Here is a 21,701-nt window from a genome sequence, read left to right as displayed (position 1 = left end):
GCATCAAAATGAAATGGTTTTACAACTTGAAAATTAGCAAAAAATTAATTCTTTCTTTTTTGAGCGTATTGGCGCTTACCACCTTCATGGGTGGATTCTCAATCATCCAACTGGGAACGGTAAATCAGTCTTCGGTGAACATGAGTGAGAACTGGATGCCCAGCATGCGAGCAGCTGCCGGGATGCGGTATTACATGTCGCAATATCGTTTAGGCGAAGGCCGCCATATTCTTGCACAAGATGAGCGCGACATGAAAGAGATTGAGGATCAATTGCAACAAGCGCTCAAAGAGTTCAATACACGCAATGCTACTTATGAGCAACTAATGAGCAACGATGAGGATCGTGACCTGTTGGGTGAGTTCAATCAGGTTTGGCAGGCCTATTTGAATAATAGCAAGGGGTTGATTGAGCTATCGCGTGCATTGAAAGCTGATGAGGCGCGCTTAATGTACAAATCCAGCAGTCTGGATTTGTTTAGGCAACTTGAGCAGTCGGTCGAAAAACTTATCGAGTTCAATAACAGTGGCGCCAACCAGGCTGCAGCCAAAGGTACCGAAACCTACGAAAGTGCCCGACTTGCCATTATTGTTGTTTTGGTGACTGCGTTGGCTTTGGGTTTGGCGTTGGCCATGTTTGTGGCGCGCATTATTTCTAAACCTCTGACACAGGCTGCTCAGGTGGCCAACCAATTGGCCAACGGCGATTTAACTGCTTCAATCGAAGTAAGCTCCAAGGATGAAACTGGGCAGTTGTTGGGCGCAATGAAGTCCATGGTGGACAAACTATCCAAGATTATCGGCGAGGTGCGTAACTCAGCCGATAACCTTGCAAGCGCGTCAGAGGAGGTCAGTGCAACAGCTCAATCCATGAGCCAGGCAACAAGTGAGCAGGCTGCCAGCGTGGAGGAAACCAGCGCATCGATTGAACAGATGAGCGCAAGTATTAATCAAAACACCGAGAACGCCAAGGTAACGGACAGCATGGCCAGCAAGGCAGCCCGTGAAGCAGCAGAAGGCGGCGAGTCCGTACAAAAAACAGTGGCTGCAATGAAGCAAATCGCCGAGCGCATCAGCATAATTGATGACATCGCGTACCAGACCAACCTGTTGGCGTTGAATGCCGCAATTGAGGCCGCTCGTGCTGGTGAACATGGAAAGGGCTTTGCGGTGGTTGCGGCGGAGGTTAGAAAGTTGGCAGAGCGTAGTCAGGTTGCTGCACAGGAAATTGGTGAGCTGTCTTCGAGTAGCGTTGTTGTTGCCGAAAATGCTGGCAAGTTACTTGCCGAGATGGTTCCCTCCATCAATAAAACCTCTGACTTGGTTCAGGAGATTAGTGCAGCGTCAACAGAGCAGGCGTCGGGCGTCAATCAGATCAATACAGCCATGACGCAGCTCAATCAAATCACTCAGCAAAACGCAGCGAGCAGCGAGGAGCTGGCCGCTACTTCAGAAGAGATGAGCGGTCAGGCTGAACAGTTGCAACAGGCCATGAGTTTCTTCAAAGTGGACTCCGTGGACCACCTGGTGAATTCGTCTCCCTCGGTGCGCACTGCAGCTGCTGTCAAGCCGATACCAAACCGTGGCAAACCGTCAACCTCGGTCAAAAGCGTTCGCACTGTACATTCTCCTCAGCCGTCGTATGCCGATGAAACTGAGTTCACCAAGTTTTGATGTCAAGGAGCACTCAATATGAACCTTAAGCCTGAGGGGGGCAACGCGCCCTCCAATGAAGATGGTGAGTCTCAGTACCTGACATTTCAGCTCGGGCACGAGATGTTTGCAATCGGTATTCTTGGTATCAAGGAAATTCTCGAGTACGGCGTGCTCACAACGGTGCCAATGATGCCTGGATTTGTTCGGGGTGTGATTAATCTCAGAGGCGCCGTGGTTCCTGTGATTGATTTGTCAGCAAGATTTGGCCGACATTCTTCAGAGGTTACACGACGCAGCTGCATTGTCATTATTGAATCGAAAGGCGAGACTGGCTCACAAGATCTAGGAATACTTGTGGATTCGGTGTCAGAGGTTTTGGAGATTGCCGCCTCCGACATTGAACCAACCCCTGATTTTGGGACTGGTCTGCGACAGGAGTTCATCTCCGGCATGGCCAAGGTGGACAATAAGTTTGTGATTACACTGAATGTGAATCGTGTTTTGTCCGTTGACGAGATGCTAATGCTTGCGGAGTCCGATAGGTCGGAGCAAACGGCTTGATTGTTACAGGTGGAGGATGGGCGTATCTTTGTCGACCCATCCAATTTTTTGGATTAAGTCAATATGAGCAACTCAGTTCCATCCATCAATGATCGTGAGTTTAACCAGTTCAAAAGCTGGATCTACAAAAGGGCAGGCATCAATTTAACACCTGCCAAGAAGTCACTTGTGGCTGGCAGGCTGTACAAACGCCTCAAACATTACGACATCCCGTCTTATGGTGATTACTTCAAGATGATCATGGACGAGGGCAACAAAAATGAGTTGCAGTGGGCTCTCGATTTGTTGACCACCAACGAAACCTATTTTTACAGAGAACCCAATCACTTCGATTTTTTGGTCAAGCATATTATTCCCACAGTGTCGGCAAGTGGACAATTTCGAATTTGGAGTGCAGCAAGTTCCTCTGGCGAAGAGGCGTACACCATCGCGATGATGTTGATGGAAAAAATGGGCGATGGTAATTGGAGCGTTTTTGGCTCGGACATCAGTGAGCAAATTCTAAGTCATGCGCGGCGTGCCCAGTTTCCCCTGGTCAAGGCACGTAATTTGCCAGAGATGCTTCTAAGAAAATATTGCTTAAAAGGTGTTGGCAATAAAGAAGGTTTTCTGATGGTGCAATCCGCTTTGCGCAGCAAAGTGGACTTCAAGAACATCAATCTGATTGAACGAATTCCCAACGTTGGTCTGTTTGATGTGATCTTTTTGCGCAATGTGATGATTTATTTTGATACGGCAACAAAACAAAAGGTGATGCAGAATTTGTTGCCACATTTAAAACCTGGAGGCTATTTCATCATCAGCCATTCGGAAAGCCTTAACGGAGTTTGTGATGCTTTGAAATTGGTGTCTCCGTCGATTTATCAGAAATCATAGGGCTAGGTCAGCATGCAAAAAATCAAGGTGTTTATCGTGGATGACTCTGCCGTTGTTCGGCAAATGATGGTCGAGATTCTTAAGCATGATTCTGGTATAGAAGTGATTGGCGTGGCTTCTGATCCTTTGTTTGCCATGGATAAGATGAGCAAAGCCTGGCCTGACGTTTTGATTTTGGACGTCGAAATGCCGCGAATGGACGGAATTACCTTTTTAAGAAAGTTGATGAGTACAAAGCCTATTCCAGTGATCATTTGCTCGTCATTAACAGAAAAGGGCGCTGAGACAACTTTGCAGGCGTTGTCGCTTGGCGCGTTTGAAGTCATCTTTAAGCCCAAGGTCTCTGTCAAAAACTTTTTGACGGATACTGCCCAGTCTTTGATTGCCACCGTCAAGGCCGCGGCAAATGTGCGTGCAGATCGCTTAAAACCAAAACCTGTTGTCAGTCTTGATGTGAGCAAAAAACTCTCTGCGGATGCCGTGCTTCCCACGCCAACACCCCAGGCCATGTTGCAAACCACCGAAAGTTTAGTGGCAATTGGTACTTCGACTGGAGGTACTCAGGCCTTGGAACAGATTTTGACCCGTCTTCCCAGAGTATGCCCAGGTATCGTGATTGTTCAACACATGCCAGAGAAATTCACTGCATCCTTTGCAATGCGATTGAATCAGCTTTGCGAAATAGAAGTTCGGGAGGCTCAGAACGGTGATAGGGTACTGCCGGGGTTGGCGTTGATCGCACCAGGTGGAAGGCATATGGCGCTTAAACGGTCTGGTGCGACTTATCACGTCGAGATTCTTGACGGGCCATTGGTGAACCGTCACAAGCCATCTGTAGATGTTCTCTTTCGATCTGTGGCGAGATATGCGGGCAAGAACGCAAAAGGCATCATCATGACGGGCATGGGGGACGATGGGGCAAAGGGATTACGAGAGATGTACGATGTAGGCTCTCAAACTTTTGCTCAGGATGAGAACAGCTGCGTTGTGTTTGGTATGCCCAAAGAGGCAATCAAGCTGGGCGGAGTGGGTAAGGTGTGTTCGTTGTTGGAGTTTCCGCGAATCATTTGCGGCTGATGGATTATCAATAAATCCATTTGTTTTTTGTACTTTGGGCTTTGATCTGTGGATCTCAGATTTAAATCTACCTTGATGCACTAACTTAAACCTTTCGGTTCGAGCAGTTCACCAAACAAAGTTCAGCAATCAAGTATTCAGGCTAGGCACGCAAATAGCTGACCACCATTTCAACCAACTCAATTTCCAGTTCCTCGTCGGTGATGAAAGGGCTGGGTTCACTAATCGCGCGGATCATGGTGAACACGATGGCGTTGGCAATAATGAAACTTCGAATTTGAAGCCGTTCGGGGTTGTTGCTCAGCGGGTTCTTCAGCAGGTACATCCGCATGAAGTCCAGCAGAGTGTCTTGCAGCAGCCGAACCACATTCTGGGTGGGCAGGCGGTACCAGTTGCGCACCAGCTCAACTGCAAGGCCATCGTCGGCACGCAAAAAAGACATGCCGAAGTGCACGGACCGTTGCACCATGTCGCGAAGATCAGTGGTTTTTTCCAGTACCAGCGTATTCAAGCCTTCGCGAAGATTCAGCGTGACTGTGTCCAGCAAGGCCTCAATCAAGTCTTCGCGTGAATCAAAATACTGATACAGCGACCCCACGCTGACGCCTGCAAGTTCGGCCACATGGTGCGTGGTGAACTTGTCCATGCCTTGTTCCCGAATGGATTGGGCGGTGGCGTCAACCAGCCGCGCAACCAGTTCTTTGGAACGTTGCTGCTGTGGAATTTTGCGCATGGGTTTTAGAACTTGCCGATGTAGAAGTCCCGTTGAATTTCATCCACGCGCGCCGGGTTGTTAGCGTATTGCGTGAAATCCGATACCCCGGTTTCGCGCAGCACTTCTTCATCCAGCCAGCTTACCTTGGCAGCAAAGCGATCGCGCTGATTGATCAATTCAAATGCAGCATCGGCCATCACTTCGGGTTTGCGCGACACATTCAAACCTTCTTCGCCGCTGAACATGCCCACTGCAGCGGTGGCGATCAAGGTGGCGGGCCACAGGGTTTTAACCGCAATACCTTTGGCTTTGACTTCCTGCTGAAAACCCATGCTGAGCAATGTCATTGAATACTTGGTGCTGGTGTAGGGAATGAATGCACCCAGCCAGCCTTTGTCCAGGTTCAGCGGTGGGCACAGGTTCAGCACGCTGCCTTTGCTGGCTTGCAGGTAGGGCAGGCATTCGCGCATGGTGATCAGCGGGGCGCGGGTGTTCAGCGCGTGCATCAGGTCGAATTTTTTGGTCTCGGTAATGCCCAGTTGGGTAATGCCCAAAAAACCGGCGTTGTTCACCAGCAAATCGATGCCACCAAACTGTTGCACGGTGGCTTGAATGGCACGTTTGATTTGTTCCTCGTCACGCACATCGGTGGTCACTGGCAGTGCTCTACCGCCAGCTTCGATCACTTCCTGGGCGACCGAGTGAATGGTGCCGGGCAGCTTGGGGTTGGGTGTGTCTGATTTGGCAGCAATCGTAATATTGGCGCCTTCTCGCGCCAATCGCAAAATGATTTCCCGCCCAATGCCACGGCTGCCGCCGGTGATGAATACTGTTTTATTCGACCAGCTTCCCATATTGCCCCTGCCTTTGTTATTCGAACGATCGTTCAGTTTAATACGACTTATTGTTCGTATTCAACTCGCGTTGACGGAAACAGGTGGCACTGCCTGTTGAACTTGCCGCTGTTGAAGTTCAGCCACTGCAATTTCCTGCGATTTTCGGCCTTGGCGAATGTGCCATGTAGCCAGCCCTGGCGTGCATCGCCCCAACATATGCAGGGCAGCCCTTGCGGGTACGGCCAATAAGGCAATGAAGGGACCAAAGGGAGCGCGTAGCCCCAATTTGCGGAACATACGCGGGCCCAGCAAATACCACGATGAACTCAAATGCTTTTGATGGGCATAAGCCCTGCGCAGGTTTTGAAAGTTGTTGTACCCGCGGCTAAGCGGTTCGCCAGCCAGTGCGGTGGCCAGGCGGTGGGTGGATTCGTCGGGTGGGGAGTGGGTGAACAAAAACTGACGCAACTGGATCAACGCCTGTGCTTCAGTATCAAGCAGCCATTTTTCCTGTACACCCATTTGCCAGCCGATCAATTTCCACAGTTGCATCACAGCCCTTGAATTGCGGGGTGTTACTACAATGCCCATTTTGCGAAGACCCAGCAGCATGACAGTGCTAAAGCCCAGGTATGTGGCGGCCATGTCCACCTGGTTGATGGGCAGCCCCCATTGCGTGGTGTTCCATTGTGGGTTGTGCTGCAACTGCTTGCGCACCAGTGCATGCATCCAGCGAACGCGCAGTGTGGACATGGCACCGGGGCCACCCGCGTGGTTGGCGTGTGGGTTGACCACTTTGAGCCACCATTGCGCTGTGCTGGCCAGCCGGGGGGCTGCGCCTTTTTCCAGTTCGCCGGTCAGGATCAGGGTTTTGTTGAAAGCGACCATCAGGTAGCCGCCCATCAAGGCCATGTCACGCAGCACGTCGGTGGCGGCACGCCCGGTGCTGTGAATGAATTGCACACCTTCCTCGATCAACGCCCAGTCTGCCCAGTCGGGGTTGGTGCAGGTGGACTGCAACACAGTTTGAAGTGCATCGCTGCCCTGACAGGTCAGTGGATTGTTTGACTGCAGGGCGTGGTGAAATTCCCGCCAATCGGGGTGATCAGGCGACGCTTTGATTCGCGCCTCGATGTATTGGTCCATCACCGGATCACCTTCAAACAAACCCCTGTGCAAATCAAGGTACTGTTGCTGGCTTGGAGCGAACTGCCCACCCAGTAATTGTTGGATGGGCCAAGGTGTGTGAACCTGGGTCAGCGGAAAAGGCCGTAGTCGGGTGGGGTGGGGGTGATCAATGGTGGTCATGTGGCTGAGGCATGCTGTGAAGATGCCTCAGACTAAAGCGAATTTTTAGTCGCATTCAAGTCGCATTTTGAAACCAGTGTTTATTCATGGCGCTGTTGTAATTCGCGTTTGTAATCGGCATAAACACCGGCTGCGTGCTTCTGGTTGGTAACCACCCAGATCAGTGCGTTCTCGCCGTGGTTGACGTCCATCAAGCGATCGGGGGCGGTGCTGCCAAATCGAATGCCCGAACTTTGCTTGTGTGCTTCCTGGCGACAAGCTGACAAGGCGATTTGGTCCAGAAACCAGATTGATTTGCCTTTGTTCAGGTTGTCTTCAATAAACGCAACCACTTGCGCAATGTATCGCTGGGCGGCCGGTGTGTTGTTCAAGTACACCACACCCGCTGCAACATGTTCCCAAAATGGCGCCGCCTTGGGTTGGCACACAATGACATCGTTGTTGTTGGCCAATTCGCCCAGGGTGGCCGCCCAGGGCTTGCGCCACAAGGCATCGGCATCGATCAGTATTACAGGTGAATTCAGGTGTGTCAGCAGGGCTTTGCTGGCGGCAAAACGACGGGTTGCAAACTCCACCACTTTGGTGGGTGATTCCAAATCGATTGTTTCCTGCGTGGCAGTAATTTCCAGTTGTGGATATTTGCCTGTAAGGTCTTGAACGTGTTGAATCACACCGGCGTTGGGTGTGTACAGGTGAAAATGCACCAGCAGGTCGGCACTGTTGTGTTCAATCACGGAATACAGCAGGGTCAGCGCGTGTTCATAAAAGTACTTGTCGTCGCAGGCAATCAACACAGTGGGTTTGGTGCGTTGTGTTTTGGCTGGTTCGATGATCCATGCATAGGGGAATCCTGTTTCCGCCTGTACAGGTGTATTGGCCAGGCTGGCAAAGTCGACGGGTTCGTCAGGCAGGGCACCCAGTTCGTACATGCAGGTCATGCTGAGAAGTTTGACCAGCGAATTGTTTTGGTGGGCACCTGAATCCACAAGCTTGACCAGGTAAGGCAGTGCTTCTTCGTAACGCGCTTCCATGGTGTACACCATGGCGACGATTTGTTGCAGGTGTGGCGAGGTGTCAACAATTTTTTCGTTTTTGCGCACCAAAGCCATGGCCTCATCGATTTCACCAATGCGGTACAAAATCTGAATGGCGTTCATCAGGTATTTCACGCTGGGCACTTTTTGCAGCACACGCATGAGCCCATCGCGAATGCCTTTTTTATAAGCCGCAGGCAGGGGTGTTTGAATGCCATTGCGGTGTTTGTCCATGGACAAATGGGATTGCGCAATCAGCATGATCATTTGTTTCAGTGCCAGGTCTTTTGCAGCGGGCAAACCCGATTGCACTGCATGCAGGGTTTCAGCACACAACACGGGGTCGCAGGCATTGGTGTCGATCAGCGAAATCAGTGTTTCTTTCGGGATTTTGCCAAGCTCTTCAAAGAAATAGGTTTTCACCAGACTGTCGCGATAGTACTGGTGCATTTCCTGGCTGCGTTTGAATTCCGTCACGAGGGGCTCCTGTGGCCTTTTGGGTTAAAACCATTTAACCGAAAGAATAACCGCAGGGTAGCCGCACTGAAAACCGGAGAAAAGGGGTAATGCCGATTCAGTGCGCTAGTTCAGTAACTGCGCCGTGATTCGCCTTGCGATGGGGGCCAGCATGTAGATGGCTGGCACGGCAGCCAAATAACCAATGAAGTAGGTTTTTCCCCAGGTGGCCAGAAAGTTGCCACCAAAGCCAAAATTGCTGGCGGTGGTCACAAAGGTGACGATGCCCACCATCAGAAAACCCATGATGAGTGCGAAGACCAGTTGGAATAATTTTCCGGGTTGGGCGGGAAGTGCTGCGTTCATATTGCGTTGTGACAGGTTTTTTGATTCGTGAATTTTAGCGGCAATTGCCGGTGCCTGCTCTCAGGGTAAACACCTTCATTTCTTTCTTGATGATTCGTTGCGTATTTCACACGGAATGATTAAAGAAATCCTTTCAATCTCAAAGGCTTGTTTCTATAATTCGCCTTTTTCCTGGGTGCCGTGCCAATGACTTTTCGTGTGGCTGATTCAGATCGCAGGCCTGAGTTATTCAACACGGGCAGGCATGTGTTGGTGGATGCGTCTGGCGCAGGGCAGGGGCGTTACTGCATGGCGGCGGTGTGCATTGAAAATGGCGAGGTGGTGCAGTTGTGCAGCAGACCTTGTGAGGCCTATAGCTCGGTGTTGGCCGAGCAGGAAAGTATTGAGTGGGCTTTGAAAATTTGGCCCAACGCATTGGTGTGGAACGATTGCATACCTGCAATTGAAGCAGCGTTGACCCGGCAACCAGGTTTGACGGGACAACTGTTTTGGCCCACGCCACGCATGCGCAAACCCTTTCACGACATGGCGCACAGCCTGTCGGTGAAGGCGCGAGAGGAACCAACACCCAGGCAATGGGCGTTGATTGAACTCTCATGATTTCAACTTTCAGGCTTTGTTAATTGCGGGGTCAGCCCGCTCAATAATTGCTTTCACCTGCATGCCCTTGGGCAAGGCGCCGTAGTTGTGGTGCCCTTGTGCCGCCAGGCGACTTGCACAGAAGGCCTCGCTAACCGCAGCAGGTGCATGGCGCACCAACAAGGATGCTTCAAAGGCCAAGGCCATTTGATCGACCATGGTACGGGCACTGTACTGCAAGCCATGCAGGTCGGCAGGGTTCAGTTGCCTGAACTGTTGGTTCATGCCATCCAGGTAGGTATCAAGTATGGAGTTGCCACCACGTGCTTTGTTCAATTCGGCATTGAATGCCATGAGCACAGCCGGTGTTTTTGCAATGGCACGAAGTACATCCAGACATTGCACATTGCCGCTGCCCTCCCAAATCGGGTTGATCACACTTTCCCGGAACAGGCGTGGGTAAATTGAATTTTCCATGACACCGCTGCCGCCAATACATTCCATGATTTCGTAGCTGTGCTGGGGAGCGCGTTTGCAAATCCAGTACTTGCCAACAGCTGTGGCCAGGCGCGCCAGTTGGGCTTCGTGTTCGTCGCTGTCTTTCATGTCCAGTGCCCGGGCCATGCGCATGGAAAAAGCCATGGCGCCCTCGTATTCCAGTTGCAAATCGGCCAACACGTTTTGCATCAGGGGTTGGTCAATTAATTTGGCACCGAAGGCGGCGCGCTGTTTGCAGTGGTGAATGGCATTGGCCAAGCCAGCGCGCATCAGGCTAGCGGATGCGCCCATGCAGTCAAAGCGGGTCAGGCTAACCATTTCAATGATGGTGGGCACACCGCGGCCTTCATCGCCAATCAACCAGCCTTGCGCACCACGAAATTCCACTTCGCTGGATGCATTGGATTTGTTGCCCATTTTGTCTTTCAGACGAATCACGTTGAGTGCATTTTTTGTGCCATCGGGCAACCAGCGGGGCACGGCAAAGCAAGACACACCAGCGGTGGTTTGCGCCAGAATCAAAAACACGTCGCACATGGGGGCCGACAAAAACCACTTGTGGCCCACCAGGGAATAGAGTTGCCCGGCACCGGGCTGATTAACCGGTGTGGCCATGGTGCTGTTGGCCCGTACATCGGATCCACCCTGTTTTTCGGTCATGCCCATGCCCACGGTGATGGACTGTTTTTCATCAATGGGCACATTGCGCGGGTCGTAACCGCGATTCAGAATTTTGGATTCAAAAATTGCAGCCACTTCGGGTTGTATGCGGAAGCTGGGAACCGAGGCAAATGTCATGGTGACAGGGCAACCATGGCCGGCCTCCACCTGGCTTTGCAGGAATGCTTTTGCACCGCGCACCACATGGGCACCTTCTCGCGGGTGGGTCCAGGGCTGGCTGTGCAATCCTTCCTCTAGCGCTGATTTCATCAGTTCATGGTAAGCACCGTGGTAGCGCACGGAATCAACCCGGTTGCCGAAGCGATCATGGGTATCCAGTTCAGGTGTGTATTTGTTGGCCAGAAAACCCAGTTCAAGGTATTCCGGTTTGCCACATTTTTCGCCAAAGGCAGCAACCTCCCCAACACCCCACGCGCCACCTTCGCGCTTCACGCCCTCAAGCAGGGCAGCGTCAGTGGTAAACAGGTTGTAGCTGTGCAAATCACTGGCCACATTGTGCACCTGGTGGGTTTCACCCACGATTGGGCTGGCTTGCAATTCTTTGGCGGTTTTCATGGCGTTTATCCCTGTAATTCTTGAAGTATCTTCCAATAATTACTCATATTTATCAATAATGCAAATAGTTGTAATTAATTGGGTGGGCTTTGACCCATTTTGTGCTGGTTTTCTGTACAGCGCTATGGTAGAACGAAGGTGTGCTCACCACGGAGAAACACCATGGCAACAACGCATCAAGTAGAAATTGATTTGAACACCTTAGTGATGTTGGTCAATGAAGTTGCCAAGGAGGATCCACTGGACTATGGCGATCTTGCAGTGGATGAAATGGCGCTGCGCCACTCTTGTTGCCTGGGGGCTTTGAACATTCTTCAAAATGCTGCCATGTTCAAGGCCGAAGACCTCATTTATGTGCTGCTTAGTTCAATGGCGAAGCTGATTGAGGAAAACGTGCTGCTACACGCCCAGAATGTGGAGCGCGGTGAGCAGATACGCAGTGAGCTGGTGGTGCAAATTCTGGACCGAGCCAAGAAGGGGTCTTAGCAAGTTCGATTCAATTTTTGTGTGCTGCTGCCGTTATCAAGTGAATTGATATGGAGAAAATGCATGGATGTATCCCCAGCCGCCATGGTGAATGCCACGGTTCAAATGCAGCAGGCCCAAAATATTCAGCAAGGTCAAATTGCAGTGTTCAAGAAAACCATGGACATCGCGGAATCTTCTGTTGCCCAGCTGATTCAGTCCATTCCACAACCACCACCTTTGGCAACCAGCGGTAATTTGGGTACTCGCCTGAACGTCTACGCCTGAGGGTTTACGGTTAAATGCATCAGGCTCTTGTAGCCAACATTAAAAAACTTTGCCGAGCAGCTTGTTCAAGTTGTTTTCGGCTAAGGCTTGGGTCGTTGTCTTGCGCAAGCTGTGAAACAAGTCCGTGAATTTGGACCACAATCATGGCTGCCCGCAGCTTGTATTCCGACTTGCTGATTTTTGGTTCCAGCCCGTAAATCAGTTTAAAAATTTCTTTTCTTTCCCGCGCATACACCGCATCAATCAATCGGGCTGCAAAAGGCAAACGGTTCGATAACGCATAAATTTCAGCCAGTACGCCAAAGGTTTCCGGGCGACGTATTTCCAGCAAAATCAAATCCACGATGGTGGTAAATCGTTCCAGCTGACTTTTGTCGCTCATCGCATTCATCACCTGCGCAACCGCTGCCTGGTAATTGTCCATCACATAAATCAGCAAGGCCTCAACCAAGGCTTCCTTGTTGGTGTAGTAGTGCTGCACAGTACTCAGTGAAATACCCAGTTGAGTGGCTACGCTGCGCATGCTCAGCCCGGCATAGCCCTCAGCGGCCAATATGGCTTGGGCTGTTCTCAATATTTCTTGCGAACGAATGTGACCTTTGTCAGTGGTGGCGTGTGTGCTCATGGGCGTTACTTTAACTCAAATATTGACAAACCGGTCATGTGACCTATAATCGATTCACTGCAACCGGTCGGTTGACCTATAACTTTGAGAGTGCGAAGAGACAAATGAGATACCCCAACCCCAGCTGGATGAATTCCGACCTCGAACTGTACCGTTCCAATATTCGTCGTTTTGTTGAAACAGAGATCAAACCCAATCAACACAAATGGGCCAAGCAACGGTATGTGGACCGTGAGTTGTGGAACAAAGCCGGTGAAATGGGTTTGTTGTCTGCTGACATTCCCGAAGAATACGGCGGCGCAGGCGGTGATTTTACCCACATGGCTGTACTGTTTGAAGAACTGGCCTACAGCGGCGACCGGTCGTTCGGGGTGCATGTGCACGCGATTGCTGCGCAGTATATTTTGAACCACGGTACCGAAGCACAGAAACAATACTTTTTGCCGAAAATGGCCAGCGGTGAAATGATTGGTGCAATCGCGATGAGCGAGCCTGGTGCAGGGTCAGACTTGCAGGGTATTCGCACCAGCGCGGTGAAAGACGGCAACCACTACGTTGTGAATGGTTCCAAGATTTTTATTTCAAATGGTTATCACGCCGATGTCATTATTCTGGTGGTGAAAACCGACCCCAGCGCCGGGGCAAAAGGCACCACCTTGCTACTGCTTGAAACCAAGCAGGCAGAAGGTTTCAAGGTTGGCCGCATTCTGGAAAAACTGGGCCAGAAAGGACAAGACACTTGCGAACTGTTCTTTGACAATGTGCGTATTCCAACCCAAAACGTGTTGGGCGCTGAAGGCATGGGCTTCATGCAGTTGATGGTTGAACTGCCTTACGAGCGCCTTATGTTGGGCGTGGGCGCCATGGCCGCCATTGAAATGGCCATAGAAATTACCCTGGAATACACCAAGGAACGCAAGGCCTTTGGCAAGTCGATTTTTGAGTTCCAGAACACCCGCTTCAAGATGGCAGAGTTGAAATCGCAGGCTGTGGTGGCCCGTGCATTTATCGACAACTCCATTGAGAAACTGGTTGCCGGTAAGTTGGATGCGGCAACAGCGTCAATTGCCAAGTTGCATTTGAGCGAACTGGAATGCAAGGTGATTGACGAGTGCCTTCAGTTCTTCGGCGGCTATGGTTACATGATGGAATATCCAATTGCGCAGATGTACGCCGATGCGCGCGTGCAGCGCATTTATGGCGGCTCCAGCGAGATCATGAAAGAGATTATCGCGCGGTCACTGTAAGGCAAACTGACCATCAAAAAACCCGCTTTCGAGCGGGTTTTTTTGTTGAACTGGCTATTCGGTGGTGCATGAATACTTTGTGTGTTAAATATTGTTCACAATTTTTAGTGACAATATTCGAATCTGTTCCAAGCGATTGGGTGTATTAGTTGTGTCAGAAAACTTACAGGTGTACACCTCATGATTGATCAAACCCCGGTTGCCAAAATTCAGACCCCCAATGCAACGCCCACGGTGACCCGAAATGGTCAGGCAGTGGCCGATGCCGAGTTGTTCCAATGGGGTGATGAGATTTCCAATACATCTGCAACTCCCATGGAAATTCGAATTCCGGCACGTGGTGCAGGGCAGGGCGATACCTTGTTGGTATTGCAGCCGGGTGCGGCTGCGCGTCTGGAAGAAATTGGCTCTGACGTAGCAGGCGCGGCTTCGCGCACCAAGGTAGTTGCCTTGACCGAAGGTGTCGAACTTTACGACATTGACGACGATATTTCATCTGCAATTCTGGAGCAAGGCACCGGCGAAATGTCTGGGCTTGTTGGCGCTGGTCTGCTGGCGGGTGGTTTGGGTGGTGGCGCAGCCGCCGGCTTGGGTGCCGTGGCTGCAGGTGCTTTCATTCTGGGCAACGACGATGACAACGGCGGTGCTGGCGATGGTGGCTCCGGTGCTGGTGGTTTGGCCGGTGGCGTTGAGTCTGTTGGCGATGGTCTGGAGGAAACTCCATTGGCACCCGTGGCTGGCGCAACTGATGCTGTGTCCGATGGCTTGGGTACCGTGGGTGGCGCAATCGGAGGGATTTCCGATCAAGACCCCACAGGTTTGACGGACGTGCTCGCCGGTGTGGTTGGCGATCCCGGTAGCGGTGATGGCTCCGATGCCGGTGGCGTTGTGGGTGCGGTAAACGCAATTTCAACCGGACTGGACAGTGGCACGGAAAATACCCCCTTGGCTCCTGTTGTAGACCCACTGACTGAAACCCTGGGTTCTGATTCTGGCGCGGTGGATGGCGTTGCAGAAGGTTTGGCCGATGTGGGCAATACGCTGGCAGGCGATGACAGCCCCCTTGCACCGATTACATCTGATATTTTGGCGCCAATCGTGGGTACCAGCGACGATACCAGTGACACCAACGGTTTGCCTGGTACTTTGAACGAGGTGAGTGAGGGCCTTACCGACCTGACCGCTGAAGACGCAGCGTTGGCACCACTTGACCCAGTAACCAGTGCCGTGGGCGATGGTGTGGATACCCTGGCTGGTGGAGTTGAAACTTTGGGTAATGCGGTGACCGATGCCTCTGCTCAAGACCCCACTGGTTTAATTGGTACGGTCGGCGAGGTGTTGGGCGGCGACACAGCAAGTTCTAGCGATTCAAGTGCAGGTACAGATGCCTTGCCTTTGGATATGCTCACCGGTGCGTTGCCGATTTCTACGGACGGCGGTGGCTTGGGTGCCCTTGATCCAGTGACAGGTGCTTTGCCAATCTAATCAGGTTAGTTTGAGTGGTACAAAAAAGCTCCTTTGGGTAACCATGGGGGCTTTTTATATTGTGTGTGATATAAACCTTTACGCTGGAGGTATATGGCAGCCTTGCGGTTTTCCAGTGATTGCTGATGGTTTGAATGTCCCCGATCGTTACAAAACCGACCCTATATATTTGTGAAAAAATTAATTGCCGTAGTTGTCTCTTTGACCGTGGGTGTAAATTCGGCACAAGCCGGCCGTCCCATTGAAACTGATGATGCGTCAGTCACTGCCCACAGAATCTGCCAACTTGATTTCTGGACAGAAACTGCCCTTGAAGTCCGACAGGACAATTTCAATGGAGGTTGCAATTTCCTTGGCAACGGCGAATTCAGTCTGGGGCTTGGTGCTGCACATGGCAATCAGGAAGATCTGTCCCTGAACTCGCTTGGTTACAAACACATACTTCGAGATTTCACCGAGAACTCGACAGGATTTGGCTTGGCAGCTAGTCGCGAATGGGGGCGCTTGAAATTCAGCGATGAATCTTCGCAAGAAACGCTGCTTACTACCATTGCCTCTGTGCCCCTGCATGGCACCGATTTACTGCTTCACTTGAATTTGGGCTATTTGCAATACAGTGACCAAATCCAAAGCGACAACAGTGTCTTCAAAGCAGCAGCACTCGATTATTCGTTCAATGAGCGAGTCGGGTTTTCTGTTGAAACCTATTCAGGTGTGAATGACAGTTTAAGTTGGCGTATTGGGGTGCGGTACACGCTGATTCCCGATTTTCTGCAAGTGGATGCCAGCTACGGCAGCGACTATGGCACTTTTCAAGAGGCCAGAGCTTTCACGATTGGTTTCGGAATTACGCCGGGATTTTGAATCACTTAAATATTCTTCACCACCATCAGTGCCGCCACAATCACGCACATCACACCAAATGCTTTTTTCAATTGTGCGCTTGGCATTTTGTTGGAAACCAGCCGCCCTCCCATCATGCCGCACAAGGCGGCGGCTGCGAAAGTAATACCGATTTCATAATTGAAAGCGCCGGCGCTGGCGCTGTTCAACACGCCAAATGTTGAAACAATTGCAATCACCGCCAATGAAGTGACAGTGACCGATTGCACACTTAAGTTGGTGAAGCGCTGCAAGGCGGGCACCAGCACAAAGCCGCCACCCACACCCAGCAACCCTGATAGAAAGCCCGCCACCGCACCAGAGAAAACAAGTGCACGAGCGCATGGCCAGGTCCATATAAAGCGCCCGGTTTCCGGACTACGTATACAAGGGCATTTGCTTTTTTCCGAATCGGGCGGCGCATCAATCACATTCAGCTCTGAATTTGCAGCACCCCGAAATGCGTTGAATGCAACCCACAACAGCACCGCCGAGAACACAAGGCCCAGCGCTTTGGTATTGACTTGCTGAGCCACCCAAAAGCCAACAGGTGATAGCAGCAAGCCCACAGACCCCATCAGGCCTGCAGCTTTGTAGCGCACCTCGCCTGCGCGAAGGCCAAGTGCCGCACCCAGCGTTGCCGCCAAGCCCACCGCCAGCAAACCAATGGCAGACACCTGTTGAACAGGCAACCCGGTTGTAAATACCAGTAGCGGTACAGCAAGCACGCCACCGCCAGCGCCCGTCAGTGCCATGACCAACCCCACCAAAAGTCCCAAGGCCAGCGTACCAATCATGCAAATACCTGCTTCAAGATTTCCCCTGTAAAGATTGAGTATTGAACATTTTGCCTTGCCGTATTTGCATACTGCATGACAGGCAATAAAAATATAGAATGCCATTTATTATATGCGCGAATACGCATATATAAAATATTGAGGACGGAATATGATTTTCAAGCAACTATTCGAGCCGGTGTCCAGCACCTACACCTATTTGTTGGGCTGTGAGCAAACAGGGCAGGCCGTGTTGATTGACCCGGTGGTGTCCGCAATTGATCGCGACCTGGCAGTGGTCAATGAACTTGGTTTGACTCTCGCCTATACCCTGGATACACACATACACGCAGATCACATTACTGCCGCACTTGAGTTGAAGAAAAAAGTGGGCAGCAAGATAGCCGCTCCCGCTTTCGATCGTTTGCCGTGCACCGACCATGGTATTGAAGAAGACCGACAGTTTTTAATTGGCAGTATTGAAATTCAGCCCTTGCACACGCCGGGGCACACCGATGGTCACTTTTCCTATCGCTTGGGGGAAAGGGTATTTACTGGCGATGCGCTGTTGATTGATGGCTGTGGGCGAACCGATTTTCAGAACGGTGATGCACCCACCTTGTACAAAAGTGTGAGGGAAAAATTATTTTCTTTGCCTGAAGACACCTTGGTTTATCCGGGGCACGATTATCAAAACCGGCGGGTTTCTTCGATTGCTCAAGAGAAAAGTCGAAATCCGCGTTTGGGCGAACAAAAAACGCTTGAGGAGTTTATCGAGATCATGGGTAAATTGAATTTACCCTATCCAAAGTTTATTGATTATGCAGTACCAGGTAATCGCCTTTGTGGTGTTTGCCCCAGCCATTTGCCCGAAGAGCTTGAAAAATATTGCCAGCAGATTACAGAAAGTCAACAGGGTTGATTCAATGTTTGTGTTGTTCAGTTTGTGGTGTTTTTGTTGTGAATAACCTTGTATGCTCTTGTTTTGCACTTTGGTTTATCACATCGAATGTTATTGAATCACGAATCAAGCCAACTGGTTTTAATTGATTATCAAGAAAAGTTGATGCCTGCCATTCATCAGGCAGATGATGTTTATAACAATGCACTAATTTTGGCCTCCTTGGCCAAAAAGTTGCGTGTACCTGTTTTTGGTACTGAACATGTTCCGGACAAAATAGGTCCGTTTGTGCCAGCCCTGGGTGCATTTTGCAAAGCCACAATGCGCAAAACCCACTTTAGCGCCTGTCCGGAAGGTTTGGTCGACTTACTGACCTCAAAAGCACCAGCAGGCAATGCGCGCAGTTTGCCCAAGCATTTGCAAAAGAATAATCAGGACTCTGAGCGCCCCAGTATTGTGATTGCCGGTGTAGAGGCGCATGTGTGCTTGCTTCAAACCGCACTCGACTTGTTGAATGAGGAAATGGAGGTCTGGGTTGTCACCGACGCCTGTGGATCCAGAACTGAGAGAAATCGGGATGCCGCGTTTGACCGGCTGGCGGGCAATGGGGCCGAGCTGGTCACAACCGAAATGGTGGTGTTTGAATGGTTGGAAAGTGCAGAAAATGAACACTTTAAATTCGCGCTTGACTTGATTAAGTAATCAATTTAGGTTGTGGTTTGTGGTTAATATCAAATTTAATTACAATCGGGCTTGTTAATAAACTTTCTTAAAATCAAAAATGAAAAAACTAAATCTATCGGCGTTAAGTGCTTCTGAGCTTCAACAATTGAAGTCAACCATTGAAAAAGAATTGAATGAACGTAGTTCTAAGTTGCAGGCAATTGAAGAAGTAAAGAAACTTGCTGCTTCAAAAGGTTTGAAGCTTGAGGAATTGTTTGCAGAATTGGGTGGAGGCAAAGTCAAGGGAAAACGCGAGCTGGGACCAGCGCCTGTGCGTTTCCGTCACCCTCAGGATTCCTCATTGACCTGGTCTGGCCGCGGTAAGCGTCCAAACTGGATGAAAGACGCCTTGTCCAAGGGTTTGATCGAAGACCAAATGCGCGTTTAATGTGCGCTTCAGTCATGAAAAAGCCGCTGATGAAAATCAGCGGCTTTTTTTTGCCCGTTCGCGTACTTCCTGGCCAGTCAGCCCAGCCCGCGCGCCAAGTCCTTCTTCAAGTCGGCAACATCCTCAAGGCCAATCGCCAAGCGAATCAAGCCCTGCTTGATGCCGGCAGCTTCACGCGCTTCAGGGCTTAGCCTTCCGTGCGTGGTAGTGCCAGGGTGGGTAATCGTGGTGCGGGTGTCGCCCAGGTTGGCAGTAATCGACATCAAATGGCTGTTGTCGATCACATTCCATGCGTTGGCACGTGCGTCGTCTTCGTTCATGGATTTCACCTCGAACGACACAATTGCACCACCTGTTTTTTGCTGCTTCATGGCCAGTTCATGCTGTGGGTGGCTTTTCAGGCCAGGGTAGTACACCTTGCTCACAGCAGGGTGCGCTTCCAGCCAGGTGGCAACTTCAAGCGCAGCAGCCGATTGCGCCAACATGCGAATGTTCAGCGTTTCCAAACCCTTGAACAGCACCCAGGCGTTGAATGCAGACAGGGTTGGGCCCGCTGTACGCAGTACGGGCAGAATTTTGTCTTTCAACAAGTCTTTGGGGCCACAAATGGCGCCACCCAGCACACGGCCTTGGCCATCCAGGTATTTGGTGGCGGAATGAATAATGATTTCGGTGCCGAAATCGACCGGCTTTTGCAGGGCAGGGGTACAGAAGCAGTTGTCGACCACGTTGTAAATGCCGTGCTTTTTGGCCAAGTCGCTCAGCGCCCTCATGTCCAGAATTTCAGTCAGCGGGTTCGACGGTGTTTCGCTATAAAACAACCTGGTGTTGGGTTTGATCGCCTTTTCCCAAGCCTCAATGCTGGTGCCATCCACAAACGTCGTTTCAATACCAAAGCGCGACAGAATGTTCACAAACAACTGCACAGTGGCGCCAAACAAAGCCTTCGACGCAACAATGTGGTCGCCTGCATTGAGCAAGCCCATGCAGGTTGTTGTTATGGCAGCCATGCCGCTGGATGTGGCCAGGCAATATTCCATGTCTTCCAGCACGGCCAGGCGTTGTTCAAACATTTGCACGCTGGGGTTGGTAAAACGGGCATACACATTGCCTTCTTCGGTACCGGCAAAGCGTGCGGCGGCCTGTGCGGCACTGTCGAACACAAAGCTCGATGTTAAAAACATCGCTTCGGAATGTTCGCCAAATTCAGTGCGGTGGCTGCCCGCGCGAATGGCCTGGGTGGCTGTGCCCCAGTCGGCAGGGTTCGCCTTGGGTTTGTTGTTGCTCATGATTGCAATCCTTGCGCAATTCGAGTTTGTACAGTGTGCTTGCCCAGCAAGTTCATTACCTTGTCAATTGAAGGCGTTTGCGTGATGCCCGTCAACATCAAACGCAAGGGCATGGCCAGCTTGGGCATTTTCAAGCCGTGGTTTTTAATGGTGGCTTTCACCAAACCATTCAGTGCTTCCACATTCCAGTCCACACCGTTCAGGCCCTCGTTGAATTCGGCAAGCGCTGCGCGCACACCCGCTTCGGCCAGCATGGGGGCCAGCTCCTCAGCATTCACCTGTGGCACTTTGTAAAATAGCGCGGCTTCGTCGCGCAGTTGCACCAAGGTGGAGGCGCGTTCAAGCACCACATCCAGCACATCATTCAGTTTGGGGCCTTCAAATGCATTCACACCGTCTTGCTCCAGGCGGGTTTGCAAGTCCGACAGCAGCAATTCTTTCGGGGCCTGTTTCATGTAATGGGCGTTCACCCATTTCAGTTTTTCAGGGTCGAACTGTGCGGCCGATTTCGACAGGTTGGTCGAGTCAAACCACTCAATCAATTGCTCGCGGCTGAAAAGTTCGTCATCGCCGTGACTCCAGCCCAAGCGGGCCAGGTAGTTGATCATGGCGTCGGGCAAAAAGCCCTCTTCGTGGTACTGCACCACACTGACCGCGCCGTGGCGCTTGGACAGCTTCTCGCCATCGGGGCCAAGAATCATCGGAATGTGGCCGTAAACGGGCTGCTCACCGCCCAGCGCTTTCAAAATATTGATTTGGCGCGGCGTGTTGTTGATGTGATCGTCGCCACGAATCACATGGGTAATTTTCATTTCCCAGTCGTCCACCACCACGCAAAAGTTATAGGTGGGCGTGCCGTCCTGGCGGGCGATAATCAAATCGTCCATTTCTTCGTTGTTGATTGAAATGGGCCCTTTCACCAAATCGTCCCAGCTTACAGCGCCGCTCAACGGGTTTTTGAAGCGCACCACAGGCTTGACGTCGGCGGGTGGCGCGGGCAGCACTTTGCCAGCCTCGGGGCGCCAGGTGCCGTCATAACGAATGCGCTGACCATTTTCCCGTTGCTTTTCACGCATTTGATTCAACTCATCTTGCGTACAGTAGCAAAGGTAGGCATCGCCTTTTTCAAGCAGTTTGTCGATCATGGCCCGGTAACGGTCCATGCGCTGCATTTGAAAAAACGGGCCTTCATCGTAATCCAGGTTCAACCAGGCCATGCCGTCCATGATGGCTTGAACGGCTTCGGGCGTAGACCGCTCAACATCGGTGTCTTCCACGCGAAGAATGAACTGACCCTTGTGGTGGCGGGCAAAAGCCCAGCTGTACAAAGCGGTTCTGGCGCCACCCAAATGCAAATAGCCGGTAGGGCTGGGTGCAAAACGGGTGCGAACTGTTTGATTTTGGCGATCTGTTGACATGGATTAGTGACTTTTTT

At 51.2% G+C, this 21,701-nt stretch carries 23 protein-coding genes; 13 read left to right on the top strand and 10 right to left on the bottom strand.

Annotation, left to right across the window (positions count from 1 at the left end; translation table 11 throughout):
* The first annotated feature begins 8 nt into the window (after positions 1–8).
* From FRIGORI9N_RS12205 to FRIGORI9N_RS12190, 4 genes are all read left to right on the top strand, one after another.
* The gene (locus tag FRIGORI9N_RS12205) at positions 9–1,673 is read left to right on the top strand and encodes a methyl-accepting chemotaxis protein (protein ID WP_159571421.1); all 1,665 of its coding nucleotides are present in this window, start codon (positions 9–11) and stop codon (positions 1,671–1,673) included.
* 18 nt (positions 1,674–1,691) lie between these two features.
* Complete coding sequence (locus FRIGORI9N_RS12200; RefSeq protein WP_159571418.1) at positions 1,692–2,216, top strand: chemotaxis protein CheW; 525 nt, start codon at positions 1,692–1,694, stop codon at positions 2,214–2,216.
* 63 nt (positions 2,217–2,279) lie between these two features.
* A complete protein-coding gene (locus tag FRIGORI9N_RS12195; RefSeq protein ID WP_159571415.1) occupies positions 2,280–3,092 on the top strand; it encodes a protein-glutamate O-methyltransferase CheR in 813 nt (270 codons plus the stop codon).
* A gap of 12 nt (positions 3,093–3,104) precedes the next feature.
* Positions 3,105–4,169, top strand: a complete 1,065-nt coding sequence (locus FRIGORI9N_RS12190) for a chemotaxis response regulator protein-glutamate methylesterase (RefSeq protein WP_159571412.1) — start codon at positions 3,105–3,107, stop codon at positions 4,167–4,169.
* Positions 4,170–4,311: 142 nt separating this feature from the next.
* Here the strand turns inward: FRIGORI9N_RS12190 and FRIGORI9N_RS12185 are convergent, their stop codons facing one another.
* From FRIGORI9N_RS12185 to FRIGORI9N_RS12165, 5 genes are all read right to left on the bottom strand, one after another.
* On the bottom strand, positions 4,312–4,902 hold the full coding sequence (locus FRIGORI9N_RS12185; protein ID WP_159571409.1) for a TetR/AcrR family transcriptional regulator: 591 nt from the start codon (positions 4,900–4,902) through the stop codon (positions 4,312–4,314).
* A gap of 5 nt (positions 4,903–4,907) precedes the next feature.
* Positions 4,908–5,738, bottom strand: a complete 831-nt coding sequence (locus tag FRIGORI9N_RS12180; protein WP_159571405.1) for an SDR family oxidoreductase — start codon at positions 5,736–5,738, stop codon at positions 4,908–4,910.
* A 60-nt stretch (positions 5,739–5,798) separates the two neighbouring features.
* Positions 5,799–7,028, bottom strand: a complete 1,230-nt coding sequence (locus FRIGORI9N_RS12175) for an oxygenase MpaB family protein (protein WP_159571402.1) — start codon at positions 7,026–7,028, stop codon at positions 5,799–5,801.
* An 80-nt stretch (positions 7,029–7,108) separates the two neighbouring features.
* Positions 7,109–8,539 carry a hypothetical protein gene (locus FRIGORI9N_RS12170; protein WP_159571399.1) on the bottom strand — a complete coding sequence of 477 codons (1,431 nt, stop codon included), beginning with the start codon at positions 8,537–8,539 and terminating at the stop codon, positions 7,109–7,111.
* Positions 8,540–8,644: 105 nt separating this feature from the next.
* On the bottom strand, positions 8,645–8,884 hold the full coding sequence (locus FRIGORI9N_RS12165; protein ID WP_159571396.1) for a DUF2798 domain-containing protein: 240 nt from the start codon (positions 8,882–8,884) through the stop codon (positions 8,645–8,647).
* Between the two features lie 186 nt (positions 8,885–9,070).
* On the opposite strand from FRIGORI9N_RS12165, the gene FRIGORI9N_RS12160 reads away from it, so the two are divergent.
* A complete protein-coding gene (locus tag FRIGORI9N_RS12160) occupies positions 9,071–9,484 on the top strand; it encodes a hypothetical protein (RefSeq protein ID WP_159571393.1) in 414 nt (137 codons plus the stop codon).
* 9 nt (positions 9,485–9,493) lie between these two features.
* Here FRIGORI9N_RS12160 and FRIGORI9N_RS12155 read toward each other — a convergent pair whose 3' ends face one another.
* Complete coding sequence (locus FRIGORI9N_RS12155; protein ID WP_159571390.1) at positions 9,494–11,197, bottom strand: acyl-CoA dehydrogenase family protein; 1,704 nt, start codon at positions 11,195–11,197, stop codon at positions 9,494–9,496.
* A 162-nt stretch (positions 11,198–11,359) separates the two neighbouring features.
* Between FRIGORI9N_RS12155 and FRIGORI9N_RS12150 the strand changes: the two genes are divergently transcribed.
* A complete protein-coding gene (locus FRIGORI9N_RS12150) occupies positions 11,360–11,683 on the top strand; it encodes a hypothetical protein (protein ID WP_159571387.1) in 324 nt (107 codons plus the stop codon).
* Between the two features lie 63 nt (positions 11,684–11,746).
* Positions 11,747–11,950: a YjfB family protein gene (locus tag FRIGORI9N_RS12145; protein ID WP_159571384.1), complete on the top strand. Its 204-nt coding sequence runs from the start codon at positions 11,747–11,749 to the stop codon at positions 11,948–11,950.
* 19 nt (positions 11,951–11,969) lie between these two features.
* On the opposite strand, the gene FRIGORI9N_RS12140 is transcribed toward FRIGORI9N_RS12145, so the two are convergent.
* Positions 11,970–12,575, bottom strand: a complete 606-nt coding sequence (locus tag FRIGORI9N_RS12140) for a TetR/AcrR family transcriptional regulator (RefSeq protein WP_159571381.1) — start codon at positions 12,573–12,575, stop codon at positions 11,970–11,972.
* A gap of 104 nt (positions 12,576–12,679) precedes the next feature.
* Between FRIGORI9N_RS12140 and FRIGORI9N_RS12135 the strand changes: the two genes are divergently transcribed.
* From FRIGORI9N_RS12135 to FRIGORI9N_RS12125, 3 genes are all read left to right on the top strand, one after another.
* Positions 12,680–13,822 carry an acyl-CoA dehydrogenase family protein gene (locus FRIGORI9N_RS12135; protein ID WP_236550881.1) on the top strand — a complete coding sequence of 381 codons (1,143 nt, stop codon included), beginning with the start codon at positions 12,680–12,682 and terminating at the stop codon, positions 13,820–13,822.
* Positions 13,823–14,002: 180 nt separating this feature from the next.
* Positions 14,003–15,307, top strand: coding sequence for a hypothetical protein (locus FRIGORI9N_RS12130; RefSeq protein ID WP_159571378.1), 1,305 nt, complete (start codon positions 14,003–14,005; stop codon positions 15,305–15,307).
* A gap of 171 nt (positions 15,308–15,478) precedes the next feature.
* Positions 15,479–16,171: a hypothetical protein gene (locus FRIGORI9N_RS12125; protein ID WP_159571375.1), complete on the top strand. Its 693-nt coding sequence runs from the start codon at positions 15,479–15,481 to the stop codon at positions 16,169–16,171.
* A 5-nt stretch (positions 16,172–16,176) separates the two neighbouring features.
* Here the strand turns inward: FRIGORI9N_RS12125 and FRIGORI9N_RS12120 are convergent, their stop codons facing one another.
* Positions 16,177–16,986: a sulfite exporter TauE/SafE family protein gene (locus FRIGORI9N_RS12120; protein ID WP_159571372.1), complete on the bottom strand. Its 810-nt coding sequence runs from the start codon at positions 16,984–16,986 to the stop codon at positions 16,177–16,179.
* Between the two features lie 151 nt (positions 16,987–17,137).
* On the opposite strand from FRIGORI9N_RS12120, the gene FRIGORI9N_RS12115 reads away from it, so the two are divergent.
* The 3 genes from FRIGORI9N_RS12115 (at position 17,138) to FRIGORI9N_RS12105 (ending at position 18,977) form a co-directional block, all read left to right on the top strand.
* A complete protein-coding gene (locus tag FRIGORI9N_RS12115) occupies positions 17,138–17,887 on the top strand; it encodes an MBL fold metallo-hydrolase (RefSeq protein ID WP_159571369.1) in 750 nt (249 codons plus the stop codon).
* An 87-nt stretch (positions 17,888–17,974) separates the two neighbouring features.
* Entirely contained in the window at positions 17,975–18,568 is a 594-nt protein-coding gene (locus FRIGORI9N_RS12110; protein WP_159571366.1) for an isochorismatase family protein, read from the top strand.
* Positions 18,569–18,647: 79 nt separating this feature from the next.
* On the top strand, positions 18,648–18,977 hold the full coding sequence (locus tag FRIGORI9N_RS12105; RefSeq protein ID WP_159571363.1) for an H-NS family nucleoid-associated regulatory protein: 330 nt from the start codon (positions 18,648–18,650) through the stop codon (positions 18,975–18,977).
* Positions 18,978–19,054: 77 nt separating this feature from the next.
* Here FRIGORI9N_RS12105 and FRIGORI9N_RS12100 read toward each other — a convergent pair whose 3' ends face one another.
* Entirely contained in the window at positions 19,055–20,266 is a 1,212-nt protein-coding gene (locus FRIGORI9N_RS12100; RefSeq protein ID WP_159571360.1) for an O-succinylhomoserine sulfhydrylase, read from the bottom strand.
* Entirely contained in the window at positions 20,263–21,684 is a 1,422-nt protein-coding gene (gene gltX / locus FRIGORI9N_RS12095; RefSeq protein WP_159571357.1) for a glutamate--tRNA ligase, read from the bottom strand. The genes FRIGORI9N_RS12100 and gltX overlap by 4 nt, the downstream gene beginning before the upstream one ends.
* Between the last annotated feature and the right edge of the window lie 17 nt (positions 21,685–21,701).

This window comes from Limnobacter sp. 130 (assembly GCF_902506325.1).
Taxonomy (GTDB): domain Bacteria; phylum Pseudomonadota; class Gammaproteobacteria; order Burkholderiales; family Burkholderiaceae_B; genus Limnobacter.
Note: the sequence above shows the minus strand (reverse complement) of the source record. Positions and strands in the feature narration are given on the sequence as shown.